Below are 24,065 nucleotides of genomic sequence, written 5' to 3'. Positions count from 1 at the left end.
AAACCCGATCGCCATGCGTGAACCCATCCTGCTTTTCCTGCGAGCCAATCGGCGCCACCTGGCCGACCTGGCCTTGGCGAGCCTGGGGGTCAACGCCTTGGCCCTTTCGCTGCCGCTGTTCTCGATGCTGGTCTACGACAAGGCGGTCGGCAACGAGCTCCACGAGACCCTGTGGGCGCTGGCGCTGGGGATGGTGCTGCTGTTCGCGCTGGAGCTGACGCTGCGGCTGTCGCGCGTGCTCCTCATCGAGCATGCGGGCGCCCGCTGGGACATGCACCTGGACGAGCGCCTCATGCGAGGCGTGCTCGCGGCGCCGGCCTCCCAGCCCTTGGCGGTCGGCACGCTGCTGTCCCGCCACCGCGAACTCTCGTCCACGCGCGACGTGCTGTCGGCCCAGTTCCTGGTGCCGCTCGCGGACCTGCCTTTCTCGCTGCTCTTCGCCCTCGCGCTGGCCGTCGTGGCCGGGCCGCTGGTGCTGATTCCCCTCGGCGTGGGCGCCTTGCTGCTGCTGGCGGGCCAGGCCTTGCAAGTGGCGGCGGCGCGGCGCTCGCGGGTCGCCTCCCAGGCCACGGCCCGAAAGCTCGGCTGGCTGGTCGACGTGGTGCTCGCCCGGGAGAGCGTGATGTCCAGCGCCGCCGCGCGGGTGGCCGAACGGGGCATGCGCGAGCCCTCCGCCGTGGCCGCGCGGGCGGCGGCGCGGGCGCGGGTCTGGCAGCAGTTCAGCCAGCAGCTGCTGCCCGTGGGCCTGTCGGCCTGCACCGTGCTCACGCTGGTGGCCGGCGTCTATCGCATCGAGGCCCAGGCGCTTAGCGTCGGAGGGCTCATCTCCACCACCATGCTGGGCGGGCGCCTGGTCGGCTCCATCTGCATGTTCGCGCCGGTCATGCTGCGCTGGCGGGAGTTCCTGAGGGCGCTGCGCGAGATGGGCCAGTCCGTCGCCCTGGACGCGGTGGTGCTGTCGGCCGACGATGCGGCCACCGGCCCGCTCGGCGCCGCGCGCGAGGAGGGCGTTCGCCTGTCCGGCGTCGGCTTCGCCTACCCCGACCGTCCTGCGGTGCTGGACGCGCTGACGCTGCGCCTCGTCCCCGGCGAGCTGGTCGCCGTCGTCGGCAGCTCGGGCGCCGGCAAGTCGACGCTGCTGCGCCTCCTCGCGGGTCATCTCGCGCCCACCGAGGGGCAGCTCGCCGTCGGCGGCCGGATCATCTCGGACGACCTTGCCCGGCGCTGGCTGGCCGGCGCGGTCGCCTACAAGCCGCAGGAACCGGGCTTCCTCGCCGGGCCGCTGCACGAGGTCGTGGCGCCGGGCGAGGCCGGCCAGCGCGAAGCCGAGCTGCTGCGCACCCTGCGGGTGGCGGGCCTGGGCCCGCAGCTCGACCGGGGCGAACTGGGCCTGAACACGGCGCTGGGGCCCAACGGCGCGGGGCTGTCCGGCGGCCAGCGGCAGATGCTGGCCCTGGCCCGGGTGCTGCACCAGCGCAGCGACCTGCTGTTGCTGGACGAGCCCACGCTGGGCCTGGACCGGCAGGCCCAGGAGGGGCTGCTGGCGGCCCTGCCGGCGTGGAAGGAGGGGCGCTGCGCCGTGGTGGCCACGCACAGCGCCGAGCTGATCAACCTGTGCGACCGCGTCCTCGTCCTCGAGCGCGGCCGGCTGGTGGCCGATGCGCCCCCGCAACGCCTGCTCGCGCCGGGCGCCGTGTCGACCCGGCCCGGCGCCGCCCGCCGCCCGGGCCCGGGCGAGCCGGCGCCGAGCCTGAAGGAAGGATCGTGATGGTTTCCATGTCTCCCGCGCGGGGCGGCCTGCGCGCCGCGGCCCTCGGATGGGCGCTGTTGATGCCGGCCTGGGCGCCGGCCCAGGCGGGGCCCGGCCCGGCGGCCGAGGTGCCGGGCACGCCCGCATCCGCCGCGTCGGCCCCGGCGGCCCCTGCCACCGATCCGGCGAAGCCGCGGCTGGCCGCGCTGCATGGCCTGCTGGGCATCCCGCCCGTGCTGCCGCTCAACGGCAACGGGCCGCCGCTGTCGCTGGGCGAGGCGCTCCAGGCGGCCTGGCAGAACAGCCCCGACGTCGCCGCGGCGCAGTACCGCACCTTGAGCTTCGACTACACCCGCAAGGCCGCCCGCGGTGCGCTGCTGCCGCGGCTGGACGGCCGGCTGTCGGTGGGCCGGGGTCATCTCGTGACGCCCGACCGCGTGGCCAACCTCGGCCGCGGCGACCACTCCGCGGTGCTCAGCCAGGCCCTGGTCGACGAGGCGGCGCGCCATGAATGGACGCGCCAGGAGCTGCTGACCGCCTCGGCGGACGCCCAGCAGGCGGGCGTCGAGTCCCAGACCCTGCTGGACACCGGCAGCGCCTGGTTCGGCGTCATGCAGCAGCGCGTCTCGGTCGAGCTGGGGCTGGAGTACGAGAAGGCGCTCAACGAGCTACTGCGCTACATCGGCGACCGCGTCGCCGCCGGCGGGGCCAGCCCCGCGGAGCGCGAACGCATCGGTGCGCGGGTGGCTAACGTGCGCTCCAGCCTGGCCGACTCGCGCGCCGCGCTGGCGGCGGCGCTGCGCAATTTCCAGCGGCTCTCGGCGGTGATGCCTTTCGGCCTGGCCCTGGATGCGCCGCTGGACCTGGACATCCCCGACGACGCCGAGCGTGCCTGGACCGTGGCCCTGCTCGGCAATGCCGACATGCTGTCGGCGCAACTGGAGTCCGAGGCGGCCGAGGCCGAGCGCCGCAGCCACCGCGCCGCCTTCCTGCCGCGGCTGGCGATGGAGGTGACCTATTCGCAGACGCGCAACATCGCCGGCACCGAGGCCTCGCAGCGCGACAACAAGGCCATGCTGGTGATGACCGTGCCGCTGGTCAACGGCGGTTCGGACTACGCCAGGATGCGGGCCTCGGAGGCCCGCCGCAGCGAGCTGGACGCGCGCGCCGAGGGCGTGCGCCGGCGCGTGCAGCAGGACCTGGAGACCGCCTACGCCAACCTGGCCGCGGCGACCGAGCGCTTCGCCGCCGTGCGCGACGAGCTGGAAGCCAACCGCAAGGTCGTGGAGGCCTTCCGCGCCCAGCTGCAGGGGGGCAACCGGCCGCTGCTGGACGTCCTGGACGCCTACCAGCGGTTGCACCAGAGCCGGCTCGACCTCGTGCAGGTCGTCGTGGGCGCGGCGCAGAACGAATGGCGCATCGCCCACCTCACCGGCGCGCTGCGCGCCGTGGTGGCGCGCTGAAGGGGGCGGCATGGCAGGCGGAGGCGGCAAGAACGGCGACTATTGGCCCGGGTTCGTGGACGCGTTGACCAACGTGGTCATCGCGATGGTGTTCGTCATCGTGGTGCTGGCCATCGCGCTGAGCTTCTCGGCGCAGATGCTGGCCAAGCGGATGGCGGCGCGCATCGCCGAGCAGCAGGCGGAGCTCGGGCGCGCCCGGGCGGCGGCCAAGGGGCCGCCGGCCGAGGTCGAGAAGATGCCCTCAGGGCCCCTGGTGGAGGCCCGGGCGCCGGTGCGCACGCGCATCCCCGTGGCCGGCAACGAAGCCACCCTGGCCGCCAGCGCCGTGGCCAAGGTCAAGCCGGCGGAGCGCTTCCTGCAGCTGGACTTCGCGGCCGGTGCGCTCACGGTCGACGCGGCTGCGGCCAAGGCGCTGGCCGCGGCCCTGGCGCCGCTCAAGCAGCAGCTGGCCGAGTCGCCCGCGCTGCGCCTGGAGGTCGTGGCCGTCGGGCCGGAGATCCACCTCAGCGAGAACCAGCGGGCCGCCTACATCCGCGCGATGGCGGTGCGCAACGAGCTGCTGGGCCAGGGTATCCCGGGGGAGCGCATCGTCACCCGCATCGACATGAAGGCGCAGCCGCCCGGGCCCGCCGTGGGCGTGCGCATCGGGGAGGGGCGATGAACCCTGCCGCGGAGCCAGGCGTGGACGCGTCGCCGCAGGCCCAGCCCGCCGTGGCGGCCACCGCCGCGATGCCGGTGGACCTGCTGCTCGCCCATTTCGACAACACGCTGGGCCAGGGCCGCCGGCTGCGCCGGCCGCGGGCCCTGGTCTACACCGTCTGCGGACTGCTGCTGGCCCTGCTGCTGTGGGCCGCCGTGGCGCCGGTGGACCTGGTGGTCCACACGCAGGGCCGCATCGTGCCCTCGGGCAAGCAGCAGCTCGTGCAGCACCTGGAGGGCGGCATCCTGTCGAAGCTGTTCGTCCGCGAGGGCGATGCCGTGGCGGCCGGCCAGCCGCTGGTGGCGGTGTCCGACCTGCAGGCCAACTCCTCGCGCGGCGAGAAGGCGGCCCGGCTCACCGGCCTGGCGGCGCGCGTCGCGCGGCTGGATGCCGAGGCCAGCGGCGCGGCGCGCTTCACGCCGCCGCCCGGGCTGGACCCGAACGACGCCGCCGTGCGGGCCGAGTCCGAGGCGTTCGCCGCGCGGGCCGCCAAGCTGACGCAGACCACGCGCGTGCTCGAAGAGCAGGCCGCGCAGCGCCGCCAGGAGGCCGCCGAGGCCAGCGCCCGCGCCAAGGGCCTGAAGGCCGAACTGGAGGTGGCCCGCGCCCAGCTCGCGCTGGTGCAGAACATGGTGGCCCGCAATGCCGGCTCGCAAAGCGAGCTGCTCGACGCGCGCGGCCGGGTCGAGCGCCTGGGCACGCAGATCGCCGAGACCGAGGCCTCGCTGCCGCGGCTGGCCGCCGCCGCCGCGGAGCTGGCCGCGCGGCTGGCCGAGGCGACGGCACAGTTCCGCAGCGATGCCCGCACCGCGCTGTCCGACGCCCGCGTGGAACTGCGCCGTCTCGAGGAGGAGCTCAAGACCGAGGACGACCGTGTCCGCCGCACCGTGCTGACCGCGCCGGTGGCCGGCGTCGTCAACAAGCTCTCCAGCAACACCCTCGGCGGCGTCGTCAAGCCGGGCGAGACGCTGGTGGAAATCACCCCGCGCGACGAGGCCATCGTCGTCGAGACGCGCGCCTCGCCCGCCGAGCGCGGCACCTTGCGCGTCGGGCTGCCGACGCGGGTCAAGGTGGCGGCCTTCGACTACACCGTCTACGGCACGCTGCAGGCCCGCGTCACCGAGATCAGCGCCGACAGCCTGGCCGACGAGCGCGGGGAGCGCTACTTCCGCGTCGTCGCGGCGGTGGACCCCGACAGCGTGCGCCGCTTCGGCGAGCCCCTGGGCCCGGGCATGACCGTCAATGCCGACGTGGTGACCGGGCGCCGCACCGTCCTGCAATACCTGATGTCGCCGATCCGCGGCCTGGCCGACGCCGCCCTGCGCGATCGCAAATGAACCCGAGGACCCTTCCATGACCGAAATCGCCTCCACCGCAGCCTCGCCCGAGGTCCCGGCGCGCCGTGCCCCGCCGGCGCACGAGCACGGCGTGGGCCCACGGCACGTGTTCTTCGTCGCCCTGCCGCTGCTGGCCATGCTGGCGGGAGCGGCGTCGATGTGGCACTTCGTGTCCTTCGCCATCCTGTCCAACCCCATCCTGAACGGCATCATCATCACGGTACTGTGCTGGGGCATGTGGACCATGGCGGGCCACCTGGTCGCCCTGTTCGCCGAGGAGCGCGTCTTCCGGGCCGGCATGCACTGGCTGCGGGACGGCGACGCCAGCGGCGAGCAGAACCCGCGCCTGGGCCCGCCGGCCTTCGTGACCGGCATGCTCGAGCGGCTGCAGAAGCTCGGCCTGGGACACCAGGTCTACATCCACAGCTCCGCGATGGAGCCCGAGATCGAGGCGCTGGAGCAGTACCTGAACAAGCGCCAGGAGCTCAGCCAGTTCCTCGTCGGGCTGATGGTGGGCCTCGGCCTGCTCGGCACCTTCGTCGGCCTGCTGGAGACCCTGGTCGAGACCTCGGGGCTCATCGCCACCATCGCCAAGAGCGTCGGCGGCGGGGCCGACATGGAGGGCGAGTTCGCCAAGATCGTCGGCGGCCTGCAGAAGCCGCTGTCGGCCATGGGCACGGCGTTCTCGGCGTCGATGTTCGGCCTGGTCGGGTCCATCGTGCTGGGCTTCCAGATGGTGGCGGTGCGCAAGGCGGCGACCGATTTCGTCGAGGTGGTGCGCAGCCAGGTGCTGTCGCTGGCGGAAAAGAGCAGCGTCAACGAGAACGTCGAGATCAGCGAGCGCTTCCTGGCGACGCTGCTGGCCGACATCCTGGAACAGCACCGCGCCTCGACAACCGGCCTGGCCGACGTCGTGGCTCGGCTGGACAGCCTGGTGCCCCAGGTCGCCGAGATGGCGGCGGCCTCGGCCCGCCTGTCCGAGCGGCTGCAGACGCAGGAGCAGGTGCTGGAACGCACCACGGCCACCGTCGGCGGCGTCGGCGACGTGGTGCCGGCCATGGGGCGGCTCGCGTCGGCGGCCGAGGGCATGCTGCAGCAGACCGAGGCCGCCAACGAGCGCGTCGGGCGGATGCTGGGCTTCCTGCCCGCGCAGGAGGCGCTCGTGGGGCATGTGCGCGAGGCGCTGGCGCGGGTCGACACGCTCGAGCGCGAGATCGCCTCGCTCACCGCATCCAACGAAGGCCTCAGGGGCGAAGTGCTGCAGCAGGCCGCCCTGGTCAAGCGCATGGACTCCACGCTCTGGAACCTCGAGAAGGACCAGCTGCGCGACGTGCTCTCCGGCACCGACGCCAAGGGAGGGCGGCCATGATGCTGGAGGTCCGGATGGACATGGTGCGCGCCGCGGCCCAGGGGCGCTTGTCGCTGCCGTCGGTGCCGCGCGTCGTGCGCCGGCTGATCGGCCAGCTCCGCGATCCCGGGGCGTCGGTGCTCGACGTCGTGGACGAACTGGAGCAGGAGCCCCAGCTCGCAGCCCGCACGCTGCGCATCGCCAACTCGCCCTACTACTGCGGCCGGCGCAGCGTGGCCAGCCTGCGCGATGCCGTCATGGTGGTCGGCACGAACACCCTGCGCACGCTGGTGATCAGCGGCGGGCTGGAGGCCGTCTTCGTGGCGGTGCCGGGCGTGAACCTGCGCCAGTTCTGGCTGGACGCCACCATCACCGCCAAGGCGGCGCGCAGTCTCGCCCGGCTGGCCGGCGCCGATGCCGAGGCCGCCTTCCTGGCGGGCCTGCTGCACAACGTGGGGCATCTCATCCTCTGCCAGGGCTTTGCCGACCGCCTGCCTCCCGCCCTGGCCGGCGCGCGCTCGGCGCGGGGCCGCGAGCTGGCACGCATCGAGCAGGACATCTGCGGCATGGACCATGCGCAGGTGAGCGCGGCATGGCTGGACGAACTCGGCTTCCCGGAGTCGGTCGTCGACGCCGTGGCCCACCACCTGGACCCCGGCGGCGCGGGCGGCCCACTGGCCCCGCTGCTGGGCCTGGCGACGCAGCTGGCCGCCTCCATCGAGGCCGGTGACAGCGCTCGCATCGCGGTGCACAAGCTCGACGCCGGCTGGGTGGCCGCGGCCTCGCTGCTGGCCGATCGGCTGGACGAGGAACTGGCCGTGCAATACGAGCAGATCGCCGCCGGAGGTGAAGCGTGAGCATCGGCCATGCCACGCGGCGCGCCGTCGGCGTGGTGCTGGGCGGCTTCGCCCTGTCGGCGGCGGCCAGTGCCTGGTGGCTGCACGGGGCGCTGGCGCCGGCCCAGCTCGGCGGGCTGCTGGCCGTTCATGCCTTCGCGGCGCTGGCCACGCTGGCCGCGCTGGCCTGGGTGTCCCGATGGTGGAAGGCCGGCGCCGAGCCGCTGCTCGCCCAGCTGGAGGCGGCCGGCCACGGCCGCTTCGGCGAGCGGGTGCAGGACGGGCCGGTCGAGTGGGCGCCGCTGGGTCGCGCCATCAACGTCGCGCTGACCCGCATCAAGTCGCAGCTCGACGACCGCGACCGCCGCCTCGGACAGCTGCATACCGAAATCTCGGTCGACCCGGTCACCGGCCTGGCAGCGCGCGCCCAGTTCATGGACGGCCTGTCGGACTGCCTGCACGAGCTCGGCGAGGAGGCCACCGGCGGCCTGGTGCTGCTGCGCGTGGACGACCTGGCCGGCTTGAACCAGCGCGCCGGCCGCGAGCGCGCCGACGAGCTGCTCAGGCAGATCGCGACCCTGCTGCGCACCCGCGTGCAGCGCCTGTCGCGCCAGGGCGGCATCATCGCCCGGCTCAACGGCGCGGATTTCGGCGTGCTGGTGGCGGGCGTCGAGGCGCAGGCGCTCGACGCCTGGACACGCGAGCTGTCCGACGCCCTGCATGGCCTCAGGCAGCGCGAGCTGAGCGATCGCCCGCGGGTGGGCTGGCTGGCGGCGAGCGTCTTCCATGCCGGCGAGACCGTCGGCGCGGTGATGTCGCGCGTGGACCGCGCGCTGCAGTCCGGCGAGGCCGGCGACGCGGCCTGGCTGATGGTGAGGGCCGGCCGTTCCGGCCCGGCCTTGTCGCTGGTGCAGTGGCGCGGCCTGATCGACGAGGCCCTGGCCACGGGCCGGGCCTCGCTGACCCTGACGCCGGTCACGGGCACCGGCGCGGCAGCCGCCCATCAGATGGGCGAGGTGTGCCTCGAGGGGCCGGACGGCCGGCGTTTCGGGGCCGACGAGGTGCTGCCCGCCGCGCTGCGCACCGCGCGCATCGCCGACATCGACCTGCGCGTGGCCGAGCTGGCGCTGGCGCACGCGCAGGCGCACGGGCAGGCGGTGGCCATCCGCGTGTCGCCGCGCTCGGCGGAGCGGCCGTCCTTCGTGAGCCGCCTGGACGAGGCGCTGGCCGCCATGGACGCGGCGGCCCGCCAGCTGTGGGTGGAGTTCCGCATCGACGGCGAGCGCAACCTGCCCGCCGTGCTCGGGCCGCTGGCCGCCATGCTGCACCGCCATGGCGTGCGCATCGGCCTGCAGCGCATCGTGGCGCCGCCGGAGGACCTGGGCCTGCTGCGGCAACTGCACGTCGGCTACCTGCGCCTGGCGCCGTCCATGGCCGTGGGCCTGGCCGGCGAGGGCAGCTCGGGCAAGCGGCGGCTGCTGCAGCTGATGGCCGAACTCGGCGGCTCCGAGGGCCTGCGCGTGCTGGCCCCCGAGGCGGGCTGCGCCGAGGACGCGGCGCTGCTGCGAGACATTGGCATTCCCTGCGCCGACCCGCCCATCGCGGGCGCCGCGCACTGAGATCGAACGGAGCGGTCCATGGACACCGTCACGGGCAAAGTCGTCATCCATTCGCCGACCGGCGAATCCGTCATCAAGCTCGCGCTGTCGCGCGCCGCGCTGACCAAGATCCTCGTGGCCGGCGTCGACCTGGTGCTGGTGCTGCCCGACGGCACCCAGCACGTGCTGCAGGGCGCCGCGCTGCGCTCGCTGACCGACCCGGCCTTCGCCGTCCAGTTCCAGGACGGCAGCGCCGAGGTGGCTTCGCTGGTCGCCCAGGCGGGGCCTGTCAACATCACGGACACGCTGCTGCGCACCGTCGAGAAGAACACCAGCCAGGATGCCGCGCCCCCGGCGCAGGCGCACGAGGCGGCCAGCGACATGCCGCCGCCGCCCAAGCCGGCGCTGGACGGCGGCATGGTCTCGGGGCCGGCCGCCGGCGAGGCCGGAGGCAAGGCCGAGTTCCACGAGCAGGCCCCGCCGATCACGCTGGTCATCACGCCCGCGCCGGCCGCCAACAGCGGCGTGCCGGGCGGGCCGCCCCCGCCGCCGCCCGCGGTCGCCACGCTGACCATCGCCGGCCTGCTGCACAACGTCACCGGTCAGGACGTGGCGACCACGCCGGGCGGCACCACGGTCACCGGCTCGGGTGGCTCGGCGGCCTCGGCCACCGACTTCTCCCCCGCCGCGCAGGCGGCGGCCGAGGTCATCACGGGCACCTCGGGCGACGACGTCCTCACCGGCGACGGCGGCCAGGGCATGGGCAGCGGCTGGGCGCGCTGGTTCGACATCTCCATCTCGGCCAAGCAGGCGCCGCTGGTCAAGAGCGTCGTCATCGGCGGCCTGCCCGAGGGCTTCGAGGTGATCGGCGCGACCAAGGGCGCCGACGGCTGGGAGGTGACGCTGCCCGCCGACCCGACCGCGGCCACGCACCTGAGCGTCATGATCCGCTATGCGGTCGTCTCCGACACCGCCTCCTCCGCGCCGACCACCTTCGACCTGGTGGTCACCGCGACCGCCGACGTCGGCGGCTCCATGCTCGACGGCAAGCTCACGCTGCCGGCCATCGTGCGCGATGTGACGAGCGCCGCCGACATGGCCTACACCGACGCCTCCGGCAAGGCGGGCATCGTCTTCCCGGCCTACGGCCTCGGCGACGTGATCGATGCCGGCGCCGGCAACGACAAGGTCTTCGGACTCGTCGGCGCCGACCGGCTCAACGGCGGCGCCGGCAACGACACCCTCGACGGCGGGGCGGGCAACGACACGCTCGTGGGCGGGGGCGGCGCCGACGTGCTGATCGGCGGCACCGGCCGCGACACGGCCAGCTGGGACGGCTCGCCGGCCGGCGTGGACATCGACCTGGCGGCCAACACGGCCCACGGCGGCGACGCCGAGGGCGACAGCTTCGACAGCATCGAGAACCTCGCCGGCAGCAGCCACGACGACATGCTGCGTGGCGACGAGGCCGCCAACCGCATCGACGGTGGTGCGGGCAACGACGTGCTGGAGGGCCGCGGCGGTGCCGACCAGCTGATCGGCGGCGCCGGCAGCGATACCGCGTTCTACGGCAACTCCAGCTCGGCCGTCACGGTCGACCTGCAGTCCGGCACCGGCAAGGGCGGCGAGGCCGAGGGCGACACCCTGGCCTCGATCGAGAACGTGACCGGTTCGACCCACGACGACGTGCTGCGCGGCAGCGCCGACGCCAACCTGCTCGACGGCGGCGCGGGCGACGACCTGCTGGAGGGCCGCGGCGGTGCCGACCAGCTGCGTGGCGGCGCCGGCACCGACACCGCCACCTACGAGAGCTCGTCGGGCGGCGTCGAGGTGAGCCTGGGCACGGGCCAGGGCAAGGGAGGCGACGCCGAGGGCGACCGGCTGCAGGACATCGAGAACCTCGTCGGCTCGGCCCACGACGACCTGCTGGTCGGCGACGCCGGGGTCAACAAGCTCGAAGGCGGCATCGGCGACGACGCGCTCGAGGGCGGGGAGGGCGCCGACGTGCTGGACGGCGGCGATGGCAGCGACACCGCCAGCTACGTCGATGCGCAGGAGGGCCTGACCGCCAACCTGGCCGACCCCGGCAAGAACACCGGCGAGGCCGCGGGCGACCGCTACCTCAGCATCGAGAACCTCGAGGGCTCGGAGCTGGACGACGTCCTGGTCGGCGATGCCGGCGCGAACGTGCTGATCGGCAACCCCGGCAACGACCAACTCGTCGGCGGGGCCGGCGACGACACGCTCGAAGGGGGCGCGGGGGCGGACGCCATCGACGGCGGCGCCGGCAGCGACACGGCCACCTACGTGCATTCGAGCGAAGGCGTGCGCGTCTGGCTCGACGGCACGCCGGGCAGCGGCGGCGAGGCCCTGGGCGACGTGCTGGCCAACGTGGAGAACCTCGTCGGCTCGCGCTTCTCGGACCGCCTGGTGGGCGATGCCGGGGCCAACGTGCTGGACGGCGGGCGCGGCAACGACGTGCTGGTGGGCGGTGGCGGCGCGGACACGCTGCAGGGCGGCGACGGCAGCGACACGGCCGACTACACCGACTCGGGCGCCGCCGTCACCATCGACCTGGGCAAGGGAACGGCCAGCGGAGGCGATGCCGAGGGCGACAAGCTGCAGTCCATCGAGAACCTGGCCGGCACCGCCTTCACCGACGTGCTCACCGGCGACGCCAGCGCCAACAAGCTCTACGGCAATGCCGGCAACGACACGCTGGCGGGGGCCGCGGGCAACGACATGCTCGACGGCGGCGGCGGCGACGACCTGCTGGACGGCGGCAGCGGTGCCGACGCCCTCGTCGGCGGCGACGGCACCGACACGGCCACCTATGCGGGCTCGGGCGGCGGCGTGCAGGTCAACCTGGGCACCGGCACCGGGCGCGGCGGCGACGCCGAAGGCGACAGGCTCTCCGGCATCGAAAACCTCATCGGCTCCGACTTCGCCGACGTGCTGACCGGCGACGCCGGCCGCAACGTGCTGACCGGCGGGCGGGGCGACGACGTGCTGGACGGCGGCGACGGGGCCGACACCCTGGACGGCGGCGACGGCAGCGACACGGCCAGTTATGCCAGCGCGGCGGCGGGCGTCCGCGCCAGCCTGGCCGCCCCGGCCACGAACACCGGGGCGGCGGCGGGCGACAGCTACCTGTCCATCGAGAACCTGGCGGGCAGCAACTACGACGACCGCCTGGAAGGCGACGACCAGGCCAACGTCATCACCGCCGCCGATGGCGACGACGTGCTCGTCGGCGGCGCGGGCGCCGACACGCTGCAGGGCGGCGCGGGCAACGACACCGCCGATTACGGCGCCTCGGCGCAGGCGGTTCAGGTCAGCCTGGCCGCCGGCAGCGGCAGCGGCGGAGACGCCCAGGGCGATACCCTGGCCGGCATCGAGAACCTGATCGGCTCGGCCTTCAACGACGTGCTGACCGGCGACGCGGGTGACAACCGCCTCGTCGGCGGTGCGGGCAACGACCTGCTGGACGGCGGCGCGGGTGCCGACGTGCTGGATGGCGGCAGCGGTACCGACACCGTCACCTACGCCAGCGCCGGCGCCGGCGTGAGGGCCAGCCTGACCCACCCGTCCGACAACGCGGGCGATGCCGCCGGGGACACCTACGTCTCGGTCGAGAACCTGGTGGGCAGCGCCTCGGCCGACACGCTGGAAGGCGATGCCGGCGTGAACCGCCTGGAAGGCGGGGCCGGCGACGACCTGCTGATCGGCGGCGCCGGGGCGGACGTGCTGGTCGGCGGCGCCGGCAGCGACACCGCCGGCTATGCCGGTGCGGCCGCGGGCGTCACGGCCAGCCTGGCCGACCCCTCGGCCAACACCGGCGACGCAGCCGGCGACAGCTACGACAGCATCGAGAACCTCGCGGGCTCGTCCTGGGCCGACACCCTCATCGGCAACGCCACCGCCAACCGCCTGGACGGCGGTGCCGGCGACGATCTGCTGGTGGGCGGCGCGGGTGCCGACACGCTGATCGGTGGCGCCGGGGTGGACACGGCCAGCTACGCCGCCTCGGCCGAGGCGGTGACGGTGAACCTCTCCACAGGCCGCGGCAGCGGCGGGGATGCGCAGGGCGACGTGCTCTCGCAGGTCGAGAACCTCATCGGCTCCGCCTACGGCGACGTGCTGACGGGCAGCGCGGGCACGAACCGGCTGGAGGGCGGCGCGGGCGACGACACCTACGTCGTCGACGACAGCAGCGACGTGGTCGTCGAGCGCCCGGGCGAGGGCACGGACCTCGTCCAGGCGTCGGCGAGTTATGTGCTGTCGGACGACGTCGAGAACCTGACGCTCACCGGCACGGCCAGCATCGACGGCACCGGCAATGCGCTGGACAACGCCATCACCGGCAACGCCGGCAACAACGTGCTCGATGGCGGCGCCGGGGCGGACACCCTGGTCGGCGGCGCCGGCGACGACACCTATGTCGTCGACAACGTGGGCGACGTGGTCACCGAGGCGGTGGGCGAGGGCACGGACACGGTGCGTGCGTCGATCAGCTGGACACTGGGCGCCAACCTCGAGAACCTGGTGCTCACCGGCAGCGGCGACACCACCGGCGTCGGCAACGCCCTGGACAACCGGATCACCGGCAACAGCGGCAGCAACCTGATCGACGGCGGCCTGGGCGCCGACCAGATGGCCGGCGGCGCGGGCAACGACACCTACATCGTCGACAACACCGGCGACACCGTCACCGAGGCGGCGGGCGAGGGCACCGACTTGGTCAGGAGCAGCGTGAGCTTCGTCCTCGGCGCGAACGTCGAGAACCTCACCCTCACCGGCAGCGCCAACGTCGACGGCACCGGCAACGAGCTGGCCAACGTGCTGCTGGGCAACGCCGGCAACAACGTGCTCGACGGCAAGGCCGGCGCCGACACCATGACCGGCGGCGCGGGCGACGACACCTACGTCGTCGACAACGCCGGCGACACCATCGCCGAGAACGCCGGCGAGGGCACCGACACCGTCCGCTCCTCGATCAGCTGGACGCTGGGCGACAACTTCGAGAACCTCACCCTCACCGGCAGCGGCAACATCGACGCCACCGGCAACGCGCTGGCCAACGTCATCATCGGCAACGCGGGCGACAACCTGATCGACGGCAAGGCCGGCGCCGACAGCATGTCCGGCGGCGCGGGCGATGACACCTACGTCGTCGACAACGTCGGCGACACCGTCACGGAGGACGCCAACGCAGGCTGGGACACGGTGCGCTCCAGCGTGACTTACGCGCTGTCGTCCAACGTCGAGGAGCTGGACCTGACCGGCGGCGCCAACATCGACGCCACCGGCAACGAGCTGGACAACGTGCTGGTGGGCAACGCCGGCAACAACGTGCTCGACGGCGGCGCGGGCGCCGACACCATGCGCGGCGGCGCGGGCGACGACACCTACATCGTCGACAACGCCGGCGACACCGTGACCGAGTCCGCCGGAGGCGGCACCGACCTGGTGAAGAGCAGCGTGAGCTTCACGCTGGGCGCCAACGTCGAGAACCTCACCCTCACCGGCACCGCGAGCATCGGCGGCACCGGCAACGACCTCGACAACGCCATCGTCGGCAACGTCGGCAACAACGTCATCGACGGCGGCGCCGGCAACGACACCATGGCCGGCGGCCTGGGCAACGACACCTACGTCGTCGACAGCGCGGGCGACTTGATCGTCGAGAACGCGAACGAGGGCATCGACACCGTCAAGGCCGGCTTCAGCTACGTGCTGGGTGCCAACCTGGAGAACCTGGTGCTCACCGGCAGCGGCGACTGGAGCGGCACCGGCAACGCGCTGGACAACCAGATCACCGGCAATTCGGGCAACAACCTCATCGACGGCGGCGCGGGCGCCGACCAGATGGCCGGCGGCGCGGGCAACGACACCTACCTCGTCGACAACACCGGCGACACGGTGACCGAAGCCGCCGGCGAAGGCGTGGACGCCGTCTTCGCCGGCGTGAGCTTCCGGCTGGGCGACAACGTCGAGAACCTCACGCTCACCGGCAGCGCCGACATCGACGGCAGCGGCAACGCGCTGGCCAACGTGATCACCGGCAACGCCGGCAACAACGTGCTGGACGGCGGCGCGGGTGCCGACACCCTGGCCGGCGGGGCCGGCAACGACACCTACGTCGTCGACAACGCCGGCGACACCGTGACGGAGAACGCGGGCGAGGGCACGGACCTCGTCAAGTCGTCGGTGAGCTGGACGCTGGGCGCCAACCTGGAGAACCTCACGCTCACCGGAGGCGCCGACGTCAACGCCACCGGCAACTCGCTGGCCAACGTCATCACCGGCAACGGCGGCAACAACCTCATCGACGGCAAGGCGGGCGCCGACGGCATGGCCGGCGGCATGGGCGACGACACCTACGTCGTCGACAACCTGGGGGACACCGTCACCGAAAACGCCGGCGAAGGCAACGACAGCGTCATCGCGTCGCTGAGCTGGACGCTCTCGGCCAACGTCGAGAACCTGGCCCTGACCGGCAGCGGCGACACCGATGCCACGGGCAACGAGCTGGACAACGTGCTCACCGGCAACGCGGGCAACAACGTGCTCGACGGCAAGGTCGGCGCCGACCACATGGCCGGCGGGGCGGGGGACGACACCTACTACGTGGACAACGCCGGCGACACCGCGACCGAGAACGTCGGCGAAGGCCACGACGTGGTCCTGGCCAGCACGAGCTTCCGCCTGGCCGAGAACGTCGAGGACCTGACGCTCACCGGCACGGCCGACATCAACGGCACCGGCAACAGCGCGGGCAACCGCATCGTCGGCAATGCCGGCAACAACGTGCTCGACGGCGGCGGCGGCGCCGACACGCTGATCGGCGGCGCGGGCGACGACACCTACGTCGTCGACAACACCGGCGACGTGGTCACCGAGAACGCCGGCGAGGGCACGGACACCATCCGCTCGTCGGTGACCTTGGCGCTGCCTGCCAACGTGGAGAACCTGGTGCTTACCGGCAGCGCCAACATCGACGCCACGGGCAACGCGCTGGACAACCAGATCACCGGCAATGCCGGCAACAACGTGCTCGACGGCGGGGCGGGCGCGGACCGCATGGCCGGCGGCGCGGGCGACGACACCTACCTCGTCGACAACGTCGGCGACACCGTGGCCGAGGCAGCCGGCGAGGGCAGCGACACGGTCCGCAGCAGCGTGAGCTTCACGCTGGGCGCCAACGTCGAGGACCTGGTGCTGACCGGCAACGGCAACCTCAACGGCACCGGCAACGAACTGGACAACGCCATCACCGGCAACGCCGGCAGCAACCGGCTGGACGGCGGCGCCGGGGCGGACACGCTGGCCGGCGGCGCGGGCGACGACACCTACGTGGTGGACGACCTGGGCGACGTGGTGGTGGAGAACGCCGGAGAGGGCACGGACACCGTGCTGGCCTCGGCCAGCCATGTGCTCGAGGCCAACGTCGAGAACCTCACGCTGACCGGCAACGGCAACATCAACGGCACCGGCAACGAGCTGGCCAACGTCGTCACCGGCAACAACGGCAACAACGTGCTGGACGGCGGCGCGGGCGCCGACACCCTCGTCGGCGGCCTGGGCAACGACACCTATGTCGTCGACGATGCCGGCGACGCCATCGTCGAGAACGCGGGCGAGGGCACGGACACGGTGCGCAGCAGCCTGGGCTGGACGCTGGGCGCCAACCTCGAGAACCTGGTGCTGGCGGGCAGCGCCAACATCGACGGCACCGGCAACGCGCTGGCCAACGCGCTGACGGGCAACGCCGGCAACAACGTGCTCGACGGCGGTGCCGGCGCCGACACCATGGCCGGCGGCGCCGGCAACGACACCTACCGGGTCGACAACGCGGGCGACGTGGTGGTCGAGAACGGCGGCGAAGGCACCGACACCGTCATCGCGACCGTCAGCTACACACTCTCGGCCAACGTCGAGCGGCTGGTGCTCGACGAAAGCGGCGGCGCCATCGACGGCGCCGGCAATGCGCTGGCCAACAACATCACCGGCAACACGAGCGACAACGTGCTCGACGGCGGCGCCGGGGCCGACACCCTGGCGGGCGGCGCGGGCAACGACACCTACGTCGTCGACAACATCGGCGACACGCTGGTGGAGGCCAGCGGCCAGGGCGTCGACACGGTGCGCGCCTCGATCAGCTGGACGCTGGCGACCAACTTCGAGAACCTGACGCTGACCGGCACCGCCGCGATCGACGGCACGGGCAATGCGGTGGCCAACGTCATCACGGGCAACGTGGCGGCCAACGTCCTCGATGGCGGGGCGGGCGCCGACACCCTGGCGGGCGGCGCGGGCGACGACACCTACGTCGTCGACAACGCGGGCGACCTGGTGCTGGAGAACGCCGACGAAGGCACCGACACCGTGCGCTCGTCGATCAGCTACACGCTCACGCCCAACGTCGAGAGCCTGGTGCTGACGGGCAGCGCCGACCTGGGCGGCACCGGCAACACGCTCGACAACCAGATCACGGGCAATGCCGGCAACAACACGCTCGACGGCGGGGCCGGCGCCGACACGCTGGCCGGCGGCGCCGGCGACGACACCTACGTCGTCGACAACCCGGGCGACATCGTCGTCGAGAACGTCGGCGAAGGCGCCGACACCGTGCTGGCCTCGGCCAGCCACGTGCTCGAGGCCAACGTCGAGAACCTGACCCTTACCGGCAACGCCAACATCGACGGCACGGGCAACGACCTGGCCAACGTCATCACCGGCAATGGCGGCAGCAACGTGCTCGACGGCGGCGCGGGCGCCGACACCCTCGTCGGCGGAACGGGCAACGACACCTATATCGTCGACAACGCGGGCGACACCGTCGTCGAGGCGGTGGGCGCGGGCACCGACACCGTGCGCGCCTCGCTGAACTGGACGCTGGGCGCCAATGTCGAGAACCTCGTGCTGACCGGCAGCGCCAACCTGAGCGGCACCGGCAACGAGCTGGACAACCAGATCACCGGCAACGCCGGCGACAACGTGCTGGACGGCGGCGCGGGCGCCGACACCCTGGCCGGCGGCACCGGCAACGACACCTACGTCGTCGACAACGCGGGCGACGTGGTGAACGAGCGTGCCAGCGAGGGCACGGACACCGTGCGCGCCTCGGTCACCTACACGCTGGCGGCCAATGTCGAGAACCTCGTGCTGACCGGCGGGGCGACCATCGACGGCACCGGCAACTCGCTGGACAACGTCATCACCGGCAACGCCGCGGCCAACGTGCTGAGCGGCGGCGGCGGCAACGACACGCTGGACGGCGGCGCGGGCGCCGACACGCTGGCCGGCGGCACGGGCGACGACACCTACGTCGTCGACAACGCGGGCGACGTGGTCGTCGAGAACGCCAGCGAGGGCATCGACACCGTCCAGGCCTCCGTGACGCACACGCTCGCCGCCAATGTGGAGAACCTGGTGCTGACCGGCTCGGCGGCCATCGACGGCACCGGCAATGCGCTGGCCAACACCATCACCGGCAACGCGGCCGACAACGTGCTCGACGGCGGAAGTGGCGCCGACGCCCTGGCCGGCGGCGCCGGCAACGACACCTACCTCGTCGACGACGCGGGCGACGTGGTCACCGAGAACGCCGGCGAGGGCATGGACACCGTGCGCTCGACCGTCACGTACGCGCTGTCGGCCAACGTCGAGAACCTCGTGCTGCTGGGCAGCCTGGCGATCGACGGCACCGGCAACGCGCTGGACAACCTGATCACCGGCAACTCGGCCGCCAACGTGCTCGCCGGCGGCACCGGCAACGACACGCTGGACGGCGGCGCCGGAGCCGACACGCTGGTGGGCGGCACGGGCAACGACATCTACGTCGTCGACAACGCGGCCGACGTGGTCACCGAGAACGCCGGGGAAGGCACCGACCTCGTGCAGGCCTCGGTGAGCTATGCCCTGGCGGCCAACGTCGAGAACCTCACGCTCACCGGCAGCGCCAGCATCTCCGGGACGGGCAACGGCGACAACAACGCGATCACCGGCAACAGCGGCGACAACGTGCTGGACGGCGGCGCGGGCAACGACACGCTGGCCGGCGGCGCCGGCAACGACACCTACGTCGTCGACAGCACAGGCGACGTGGTCACGGAGAACGCCAACGAGGGCACGGACACCGTCAAGTCCTCGATCAGCTGGACGCTGGGCGCCAACCTCGAGAACCTGGTGCTGACCGGCAGTGCCAACATCAACGGCACGGGCAACGCGCTGGCCAACAGCATCACCGGCAACACCGGCGTCAACGTCATCGACGGCGGCGCCGGCGCCGACACGATGGCCGGCGACGGCAACAGCGACGTCTACATCGTCGACAACGCCGCCGACGTGGTCGTCGAGGCGGCCAACGCCGGCTGGGACACGATCCGCTCTTCGGTCACCTACACGCTGCCGGCCAACGTCGAGACCCTCATCCTGACGGGCACTTCGGCCATCAACGGCACCGGCAACGGCGGGGACAACACCCTCATCGGCAACAGTGCCGCCAACACCCTCGACGGCGGTGCCGGCAACGACGTGCTGGACGGCGGCAGCGGCGCCGACACGATGATCGGAGGCACGGGCAACGACGTCTTCGCGGTCGACAACGCCAGCGACGTCGTCACCGAGAACGCGGGCGAAGGCACCGACACGGTGGTCTCGTCGATCACCTACACGCTGGGCGCCAACGTCGAGAACCTCGTCCTCTCGGGCACCAGCGCCATCAGCGGCACGGGCAACGCCGGCGACAACCTCATCATCGGCAACACGGCCGCCAACACGCTCAACGGCGCGGCGGGCAACGACACGCTGAACGGCCTCAACGGCGCCGACACCATGGTCGGCGGCACCGGCAACGACACCTACTGGGTCGACAACAGCGGAGATGTGGTCACGGAGAACAGCGGCGAAGGCACCGATACCATCATCGGCCTGGCGAACGTCACGCTGGCGGCCAACGTCGAGAACGGCATGCTGCGGGACGGCGTGAAGCTCGACGGCACGGTCGGGCAGTACCTCGCACTGCCCACGGTGACGGTGGGTGGCGACATGACGCTGCAGGCCTGGGTGGATATCCCCGCCAGCCAGACCACGTGGTCACGCATCTTCGACATCGGTGTTCAGGGCTACGACAACGTCATCGTCTCGATGAGCGGCACCCAGATCGTCGCCCAGACCTACACCGGCTCTGCCTGGGGCGGCACGCTGACCACGCCCTCCCTGGGCACCGGTTGGCACCAGATCACCTTCACCATCGATGCCCAGGGCTCGGCCACGGTCTATGCGGACGGCGTGTCGCGCGCCTCGGGCACGATGAGCTTGCCCAACGACGTGTCGCGGCAGTTCCTGGTCGGCAAGTCCGGCTGGGGCGTGGACCCCTATCCCAACATCGTGGTCAGCGACGTGCGCATCTGGGACCGCGCGCTCACGCAGGCCGAGGTGCTGGCCAACATCAACATGGGCTCGCTCACCGGCACCGAGAGCGGCCTGCTCGTCTACCAGCCGCTCAACGGCACCCTGGCCAGCGGCATCAGCGGCGGGGGCTCGGCCACCCTGGGCGGATTCACGAACGGCAACGTGCTGCACTATGGCGGCACGCTGGACCTGACGGGCGGTTATGCGGACTACAACCTGTCCGGCAACGGCGCCGCCAACACCCTGACCGGCAACGGCGGCAACAACGTGCTGAACGGCGGCGCCGGCGCCGACACCCTGGCCGGCGGTGCCGGCGACGACACCTACGTCGTCGACAACGCGGGCGACGTCGTCACCGAGGCCGCCTCCTCCGGCACCGACACCGTCTACTCGTCGGTCAGCTACACCGTGCCGGCCAATGTGGAGGCGCTGGTCCTCACCGGTACCGGTGCCATCGACGCCACCGGCGGGACGACGGCCGTGCGCCTGGAGGGCAATACCGCGGCCAACACGCTCACCGCGGCCAGCACCGGCTCCTGGCTGTTCGGGGGCGGGGGGGCCGACGTGCTCGCCGGCGGCGCCGGCAACGACGTGCTGGTGTCCCAGGCCTCTCCCCAACTGGGGCTCAAGGGCGAGTACTACAACAACGGTGCCTGGTCCGGCAGCCCGGTGCTCACCCGCTACGAGGTGGTGGATTTCAGGACCGACGGCAGCTTTGCGCCGGGCGTCGCCGCCTCCGACAACTTCTCGGTGCGGTGGAGCGGCAACCTGCTCGCGCCGGCCTACGGCACCTACAAGTTCCAGTTCTTTGCTGACGACACCGCGACGCTGACCCTGAACGGCACGACGCTGCTGACCCAGTCCGCCTACAACGGCCAGAATTCGGCCGTCGCCTCCATCACCCTGCAGGCCGGCTACAACAGCATCGTGATGACGATGACCGAAGGCGTCGGCACGGCTGCGGCTAAGCTCTACTGGCAGACGCCCAACGACACGTCGCTGGGCCTGATCCCCCTCAACGCCCTGTCCTCCGGCACGGGCGCGGCGGACGCGACCGGCGACACCCTCACCGGCGGCGCGGGCAACGACCTGCTGATGGGCGGCAGCGGCGCCGACACCCTGGCCGGCGGGACGGGGGACGACACCTACATCGTCGACAACGCCGGCGACTCGGTGACCGAGAACAGCGGCGAGGGGACCGACACGGTGCAGTCGTCGATCACCTACACCCTCGGCGCCAACGTCGAGAACCTGGTGCTCGCCGGCAGCGCCGCCATCAACGGTACCGGCAACGCGCTGACCAACGCCATCGTCGGCAACGCCGCCGCCAACGTGCTCGACGGCGGCGCCGGCGCCGACACCATGAGCGGCGGGGCCGGCGACGACATCTACGTCGTCGACAACGCGGGCGACGTAGTGGCCGAGAACGCCAACGAGGGGACCGACACCGTGCAGTCGTCGGTGACGTATTCGCTGACGGCCAATGTCGAGAACCTGGTGCTGACCGGCGGCGCCGCGATCGACGGCACCGGCAACGCGCTGGACAACGTGATCACCGGCAACGCCGCGGCCAACGTGCTGACCGGCGGGGCCGGCAACGACACGCTCGACGGTGGCGCCGGAGCGGACACGCTGATCGGCGGCACGGGCAACGACACCTATGTCGTCGACGACGCTGCCGACACCGTCACCGAGAACGCTGGCGAGGGTACGGACACCGTGCAGTCCTCGATCAGCTGGGCGCTGGGCGCCAACGTCGAGAACCTGGTGCTGACCGGCAGCGCCGCCATCAACGGCACCGGTAATGCGCTGGACAACGGCATCACCGGCAACGCCGCGGCCAATGTGCTGGATGGCGGCGCCGGCGCCGACACGATGGCTGGCGGGGCGGGCAATGACACCTACGTGGTCGACAACACCGGCGACGTGGTCATGGAGAACGCCAACGAGGGCACGGACACCGTGCAGGCCTCGGTCAGCTGGACCCTCGGCGCCAACCTCGAGAACCTGGTGCTGACCGGCAGCGCCGCCATCAACGCCACGGGCAACTCGCTGGCCAACACCCTCATCGGCAATGCCGGCGACAACGTGCTGGACGGCGGCGCCGGCGCCGACAGCCTGGCCGGCGGCGCTGGCAACGACACCTACGTGGTCGACAACCTGGGTGACGTGGTCACGGAGAGCGCCAACGAGGGCACGGACACCGTGCAGGCCTCGGTCAGCTGGACCCTCGGCGCCAACCTCGAGAACCTGGTGCTGACCGGCAGCGCCGCCATCAACGCCACGGGCAACTCGCTGGCCAACACCCTCACCGGCAATGCCGGCGACAACGTGCTGGACGGCGGCACGGGCGCCGACGCGATGGCCGGCGGGGCGGGCAACGACACCTATGTCATCGACAATCTGGGCGACACGGTGACGGAGAATGCCGGCGAAGGCAGCGACACCGTGCAGGCGTCCGTGAGCTGGACGCTCGGAGCCAACGTCGAAAACCTGGTGCTGACCGGCAGCGCCGCCGTCGACGGCACCGGCAACGCGCTTGCCAACGTGCTCACCGGCAACGCCGGCAACAACCTGCTCGACGGCGGGGCCGGCGCGGACACGATGACCGGCGGGGCGGGCAACGACACCTATGTCGTCGACAACGCCGGCGACGTGGTCATCGAGAGCAGCGGGGGAGGCACGGACAGCGTGCATGCCTCGGTCTCGTACACGCTCACGGCCAACGTCGAGAACCTGCAGCTGACTGGCAGCGCCAATCTCAGTGGCACCGGCAATGCGCTAGACAACCAGATCACCGGCAACGGCGGGGACAACCTCCTCGACGGCGGGGCCGGCGCGGACACGATGACCGGCGGGGCGGGCAACGACACCTACATCGTCGACAACGTCGGCGACGTGGTGGTGGAGGACGCCGGCGCCGGCACGGACAGCGTGCACGCCTCGGTGTCGTACACGCTGGCGGCCAACGTCGAGAACCTGACCCTGACCGGCGCCTCGGCCATCGACGGCACGGGCAATTCGTCGGACAACCAGATCACCGGCAATTCGGCGGCGAACACGCTCAGCGGCGGCGATGGCAACGACACGCTCACGGGGGGCGGCGGCGCCGACGTGCTGCTGGGCGGCGCAGGCGACGACATGCTGGTGGCGGCCTCGCCGGCGGACCTCGCTTCGGCCGACGGCGGTGCGGGCATCGACGTGCTGAAGTTCGCCACGCTGGGCAGCAGCTTCGACGTTGCCACACTGATCAATGCGGTGACCAACGTGGAGACGCTGGACCTGCGCAACGGCGGCGCAGGCCTGATCGACCTGTCCAGCCTCGCGATCACCAGCATCACCGACGCCAGCCACGACCTCACGCTCAAGCTCGACAGTGGCGACGTCATCAACCTGTCCGGCGGCGGCATGCTGCAGGAACTCTCGAGCGGCGTCGATGCGTCCGGCCACTCGCTGGTCGACTACGCCGTGCTGGAGTTGCAAGGAGGGGACTGGGTGACGACCTCGACACTGCACGTCGTGGCCGGTGCCGGTGGGTGAGCCAGAACGCGCGGTGGCGACCTTGGTCGCAAGCGTCCGCTGGGGACGTACCTGGACGCCCCCCGGTTTGCCAGG

At 72.3% G+C, this 24,065-nt stretch carries 8 protein-coding genes; all 8 read left to right on the top strand.

Translation table 11 applies throughout. The features are described from left to right. The first annotated feature begins 13 nt into the window (after positions 1 to 13). Genes LXT12_RS04120 through LXT12_RS04085 form a run of 8 tightly spaced genes read left to right on the top strand, consistent with a single transcriptional unit; the run spans position 14 to position 23,990 of the window. Positions 14 to 1,768 (top strand): ATP-binding cassette domain-containing protein, encoded by a 1,755-nt coding sequence (locus LXT12_RS04120; protein WP_233389767.1) that lies wholly within the window; start codon positions 14 to 16, stop codon positions 1,766 to 1,768. Beyond that, positions 1,768 to 3,213, top strand: a complete 1,446-nt coding sequence (locus LXT12_RS04115; RefSeq protein WP_233389765.1) for a TolC family protein — start codon at positions 1,768 to 1,770, stop codon at positions 3,211 to 3,213. Before LXT12_RS04120 ends, LXT12_RS04115 begins: the two co-directional genes overlap by 1 nt. Positions 3,214 to 3,223: 10 nt before the next feature. Continuing rightward, a complete protein-coding gene (locus LXT12_RS04110; protein WP_233389763.1) occupies positions 3,224 to 3,874 on the top strand; it encodes an OmpA family protein in 651 nt (216 codons plus the stop codon). Beyond that, positions 3,871 to 5,250 carry an HlyD family type I secretion periplasmic adaptor subunit gene (locus LXT12_RS04105; protein WP_233389762.1) on the top strand — a complete coding sequence of 460 codons (1,380 nt, stop codon included), beginning with the start codon at positions 3,871 to 3,873 and terminating at the stop codon, positions 5,248 to 5,250. Before LXT12_RS04110 ends, LXT12_RS04105 begins: the two co-directional genes overlap by 4 nt. A gap of 16 nt (positions 5,251 to 5,266) precedes the next feature. Further along, the gene (locus LXT12_RS04100; RefSeq protein WP_233389760.1) at positions 5,267 to 6,619 is read left to right on the top strand and encodes a hypothetical protein; all 1,353 of its coding nucleotides are present in this window, start codon (positions 5,267 to 5,269) and stop codon (positions 6,617 to 6,619) included. Next, positions 6,616 to 7,455 carry an HDOD domain-containing protein gene (locus LXT12_RS04095; protein ID WP_233389759.1) on the top strand — a complete coding sequence of 280 codons (840 nt, stop codon included), beginning with the start codon at positions 6,616 to 6,618 and terminating at the stop codon, positions 7,453 to 7,455. The genes LXT12_RS04100 and LXT12_RS04095 overlap by 4 nt, the downstream gene beginning before the upstream one ends. After that, positions 7,452 to 9,053, top strand: coding sequence for a diguanylate cyclase domain-containing protein (locus LXT12_RS04090; RefSeq protein ID WP_233389757.1), 1,602 nt, complete (start codon positions 7,452 to 7,454; stop codon positions 9,051 to 9,053). The genes LXT12_RS04095 and LXT12_RS04090 overlap by 4 nt, the downstream gene beginning before the upstream one ends. A gap of 18 nt (positions 9,054 to 9,071) precedes the next feature. After that, positions 9,072 to 23,990, top strand: a complete 14,919-nt coding sequence (locus LXT12_RS04085; RefSeq protein WP_233389755.1) for a PA14 domain-containing protein — start codon at positions 9,072 to 9,074, stop codon at positions 23,988 to 23,990. The last annotated feature ends 75 nt before the right edge of the window (positions 23,991 to 24,065 follow it).

The organism is Pelomonas caseinilytica (genome assembly GCF_021353235.1).
In the GTDB taxonomy this organism is placed as follows: domain Bacteria; phylum Pseudomonadota; class Gammaproteobacteria; order Burkholderiales; family Burkholderiaceae_C; genus Pelomonas; species Pelomonas caseinilytica.
The sequence above is the reverse complement of the archived record's forward strand: the minus strand, read 5'-3'. Positions and strand labels throughout refer to the sequence as shown.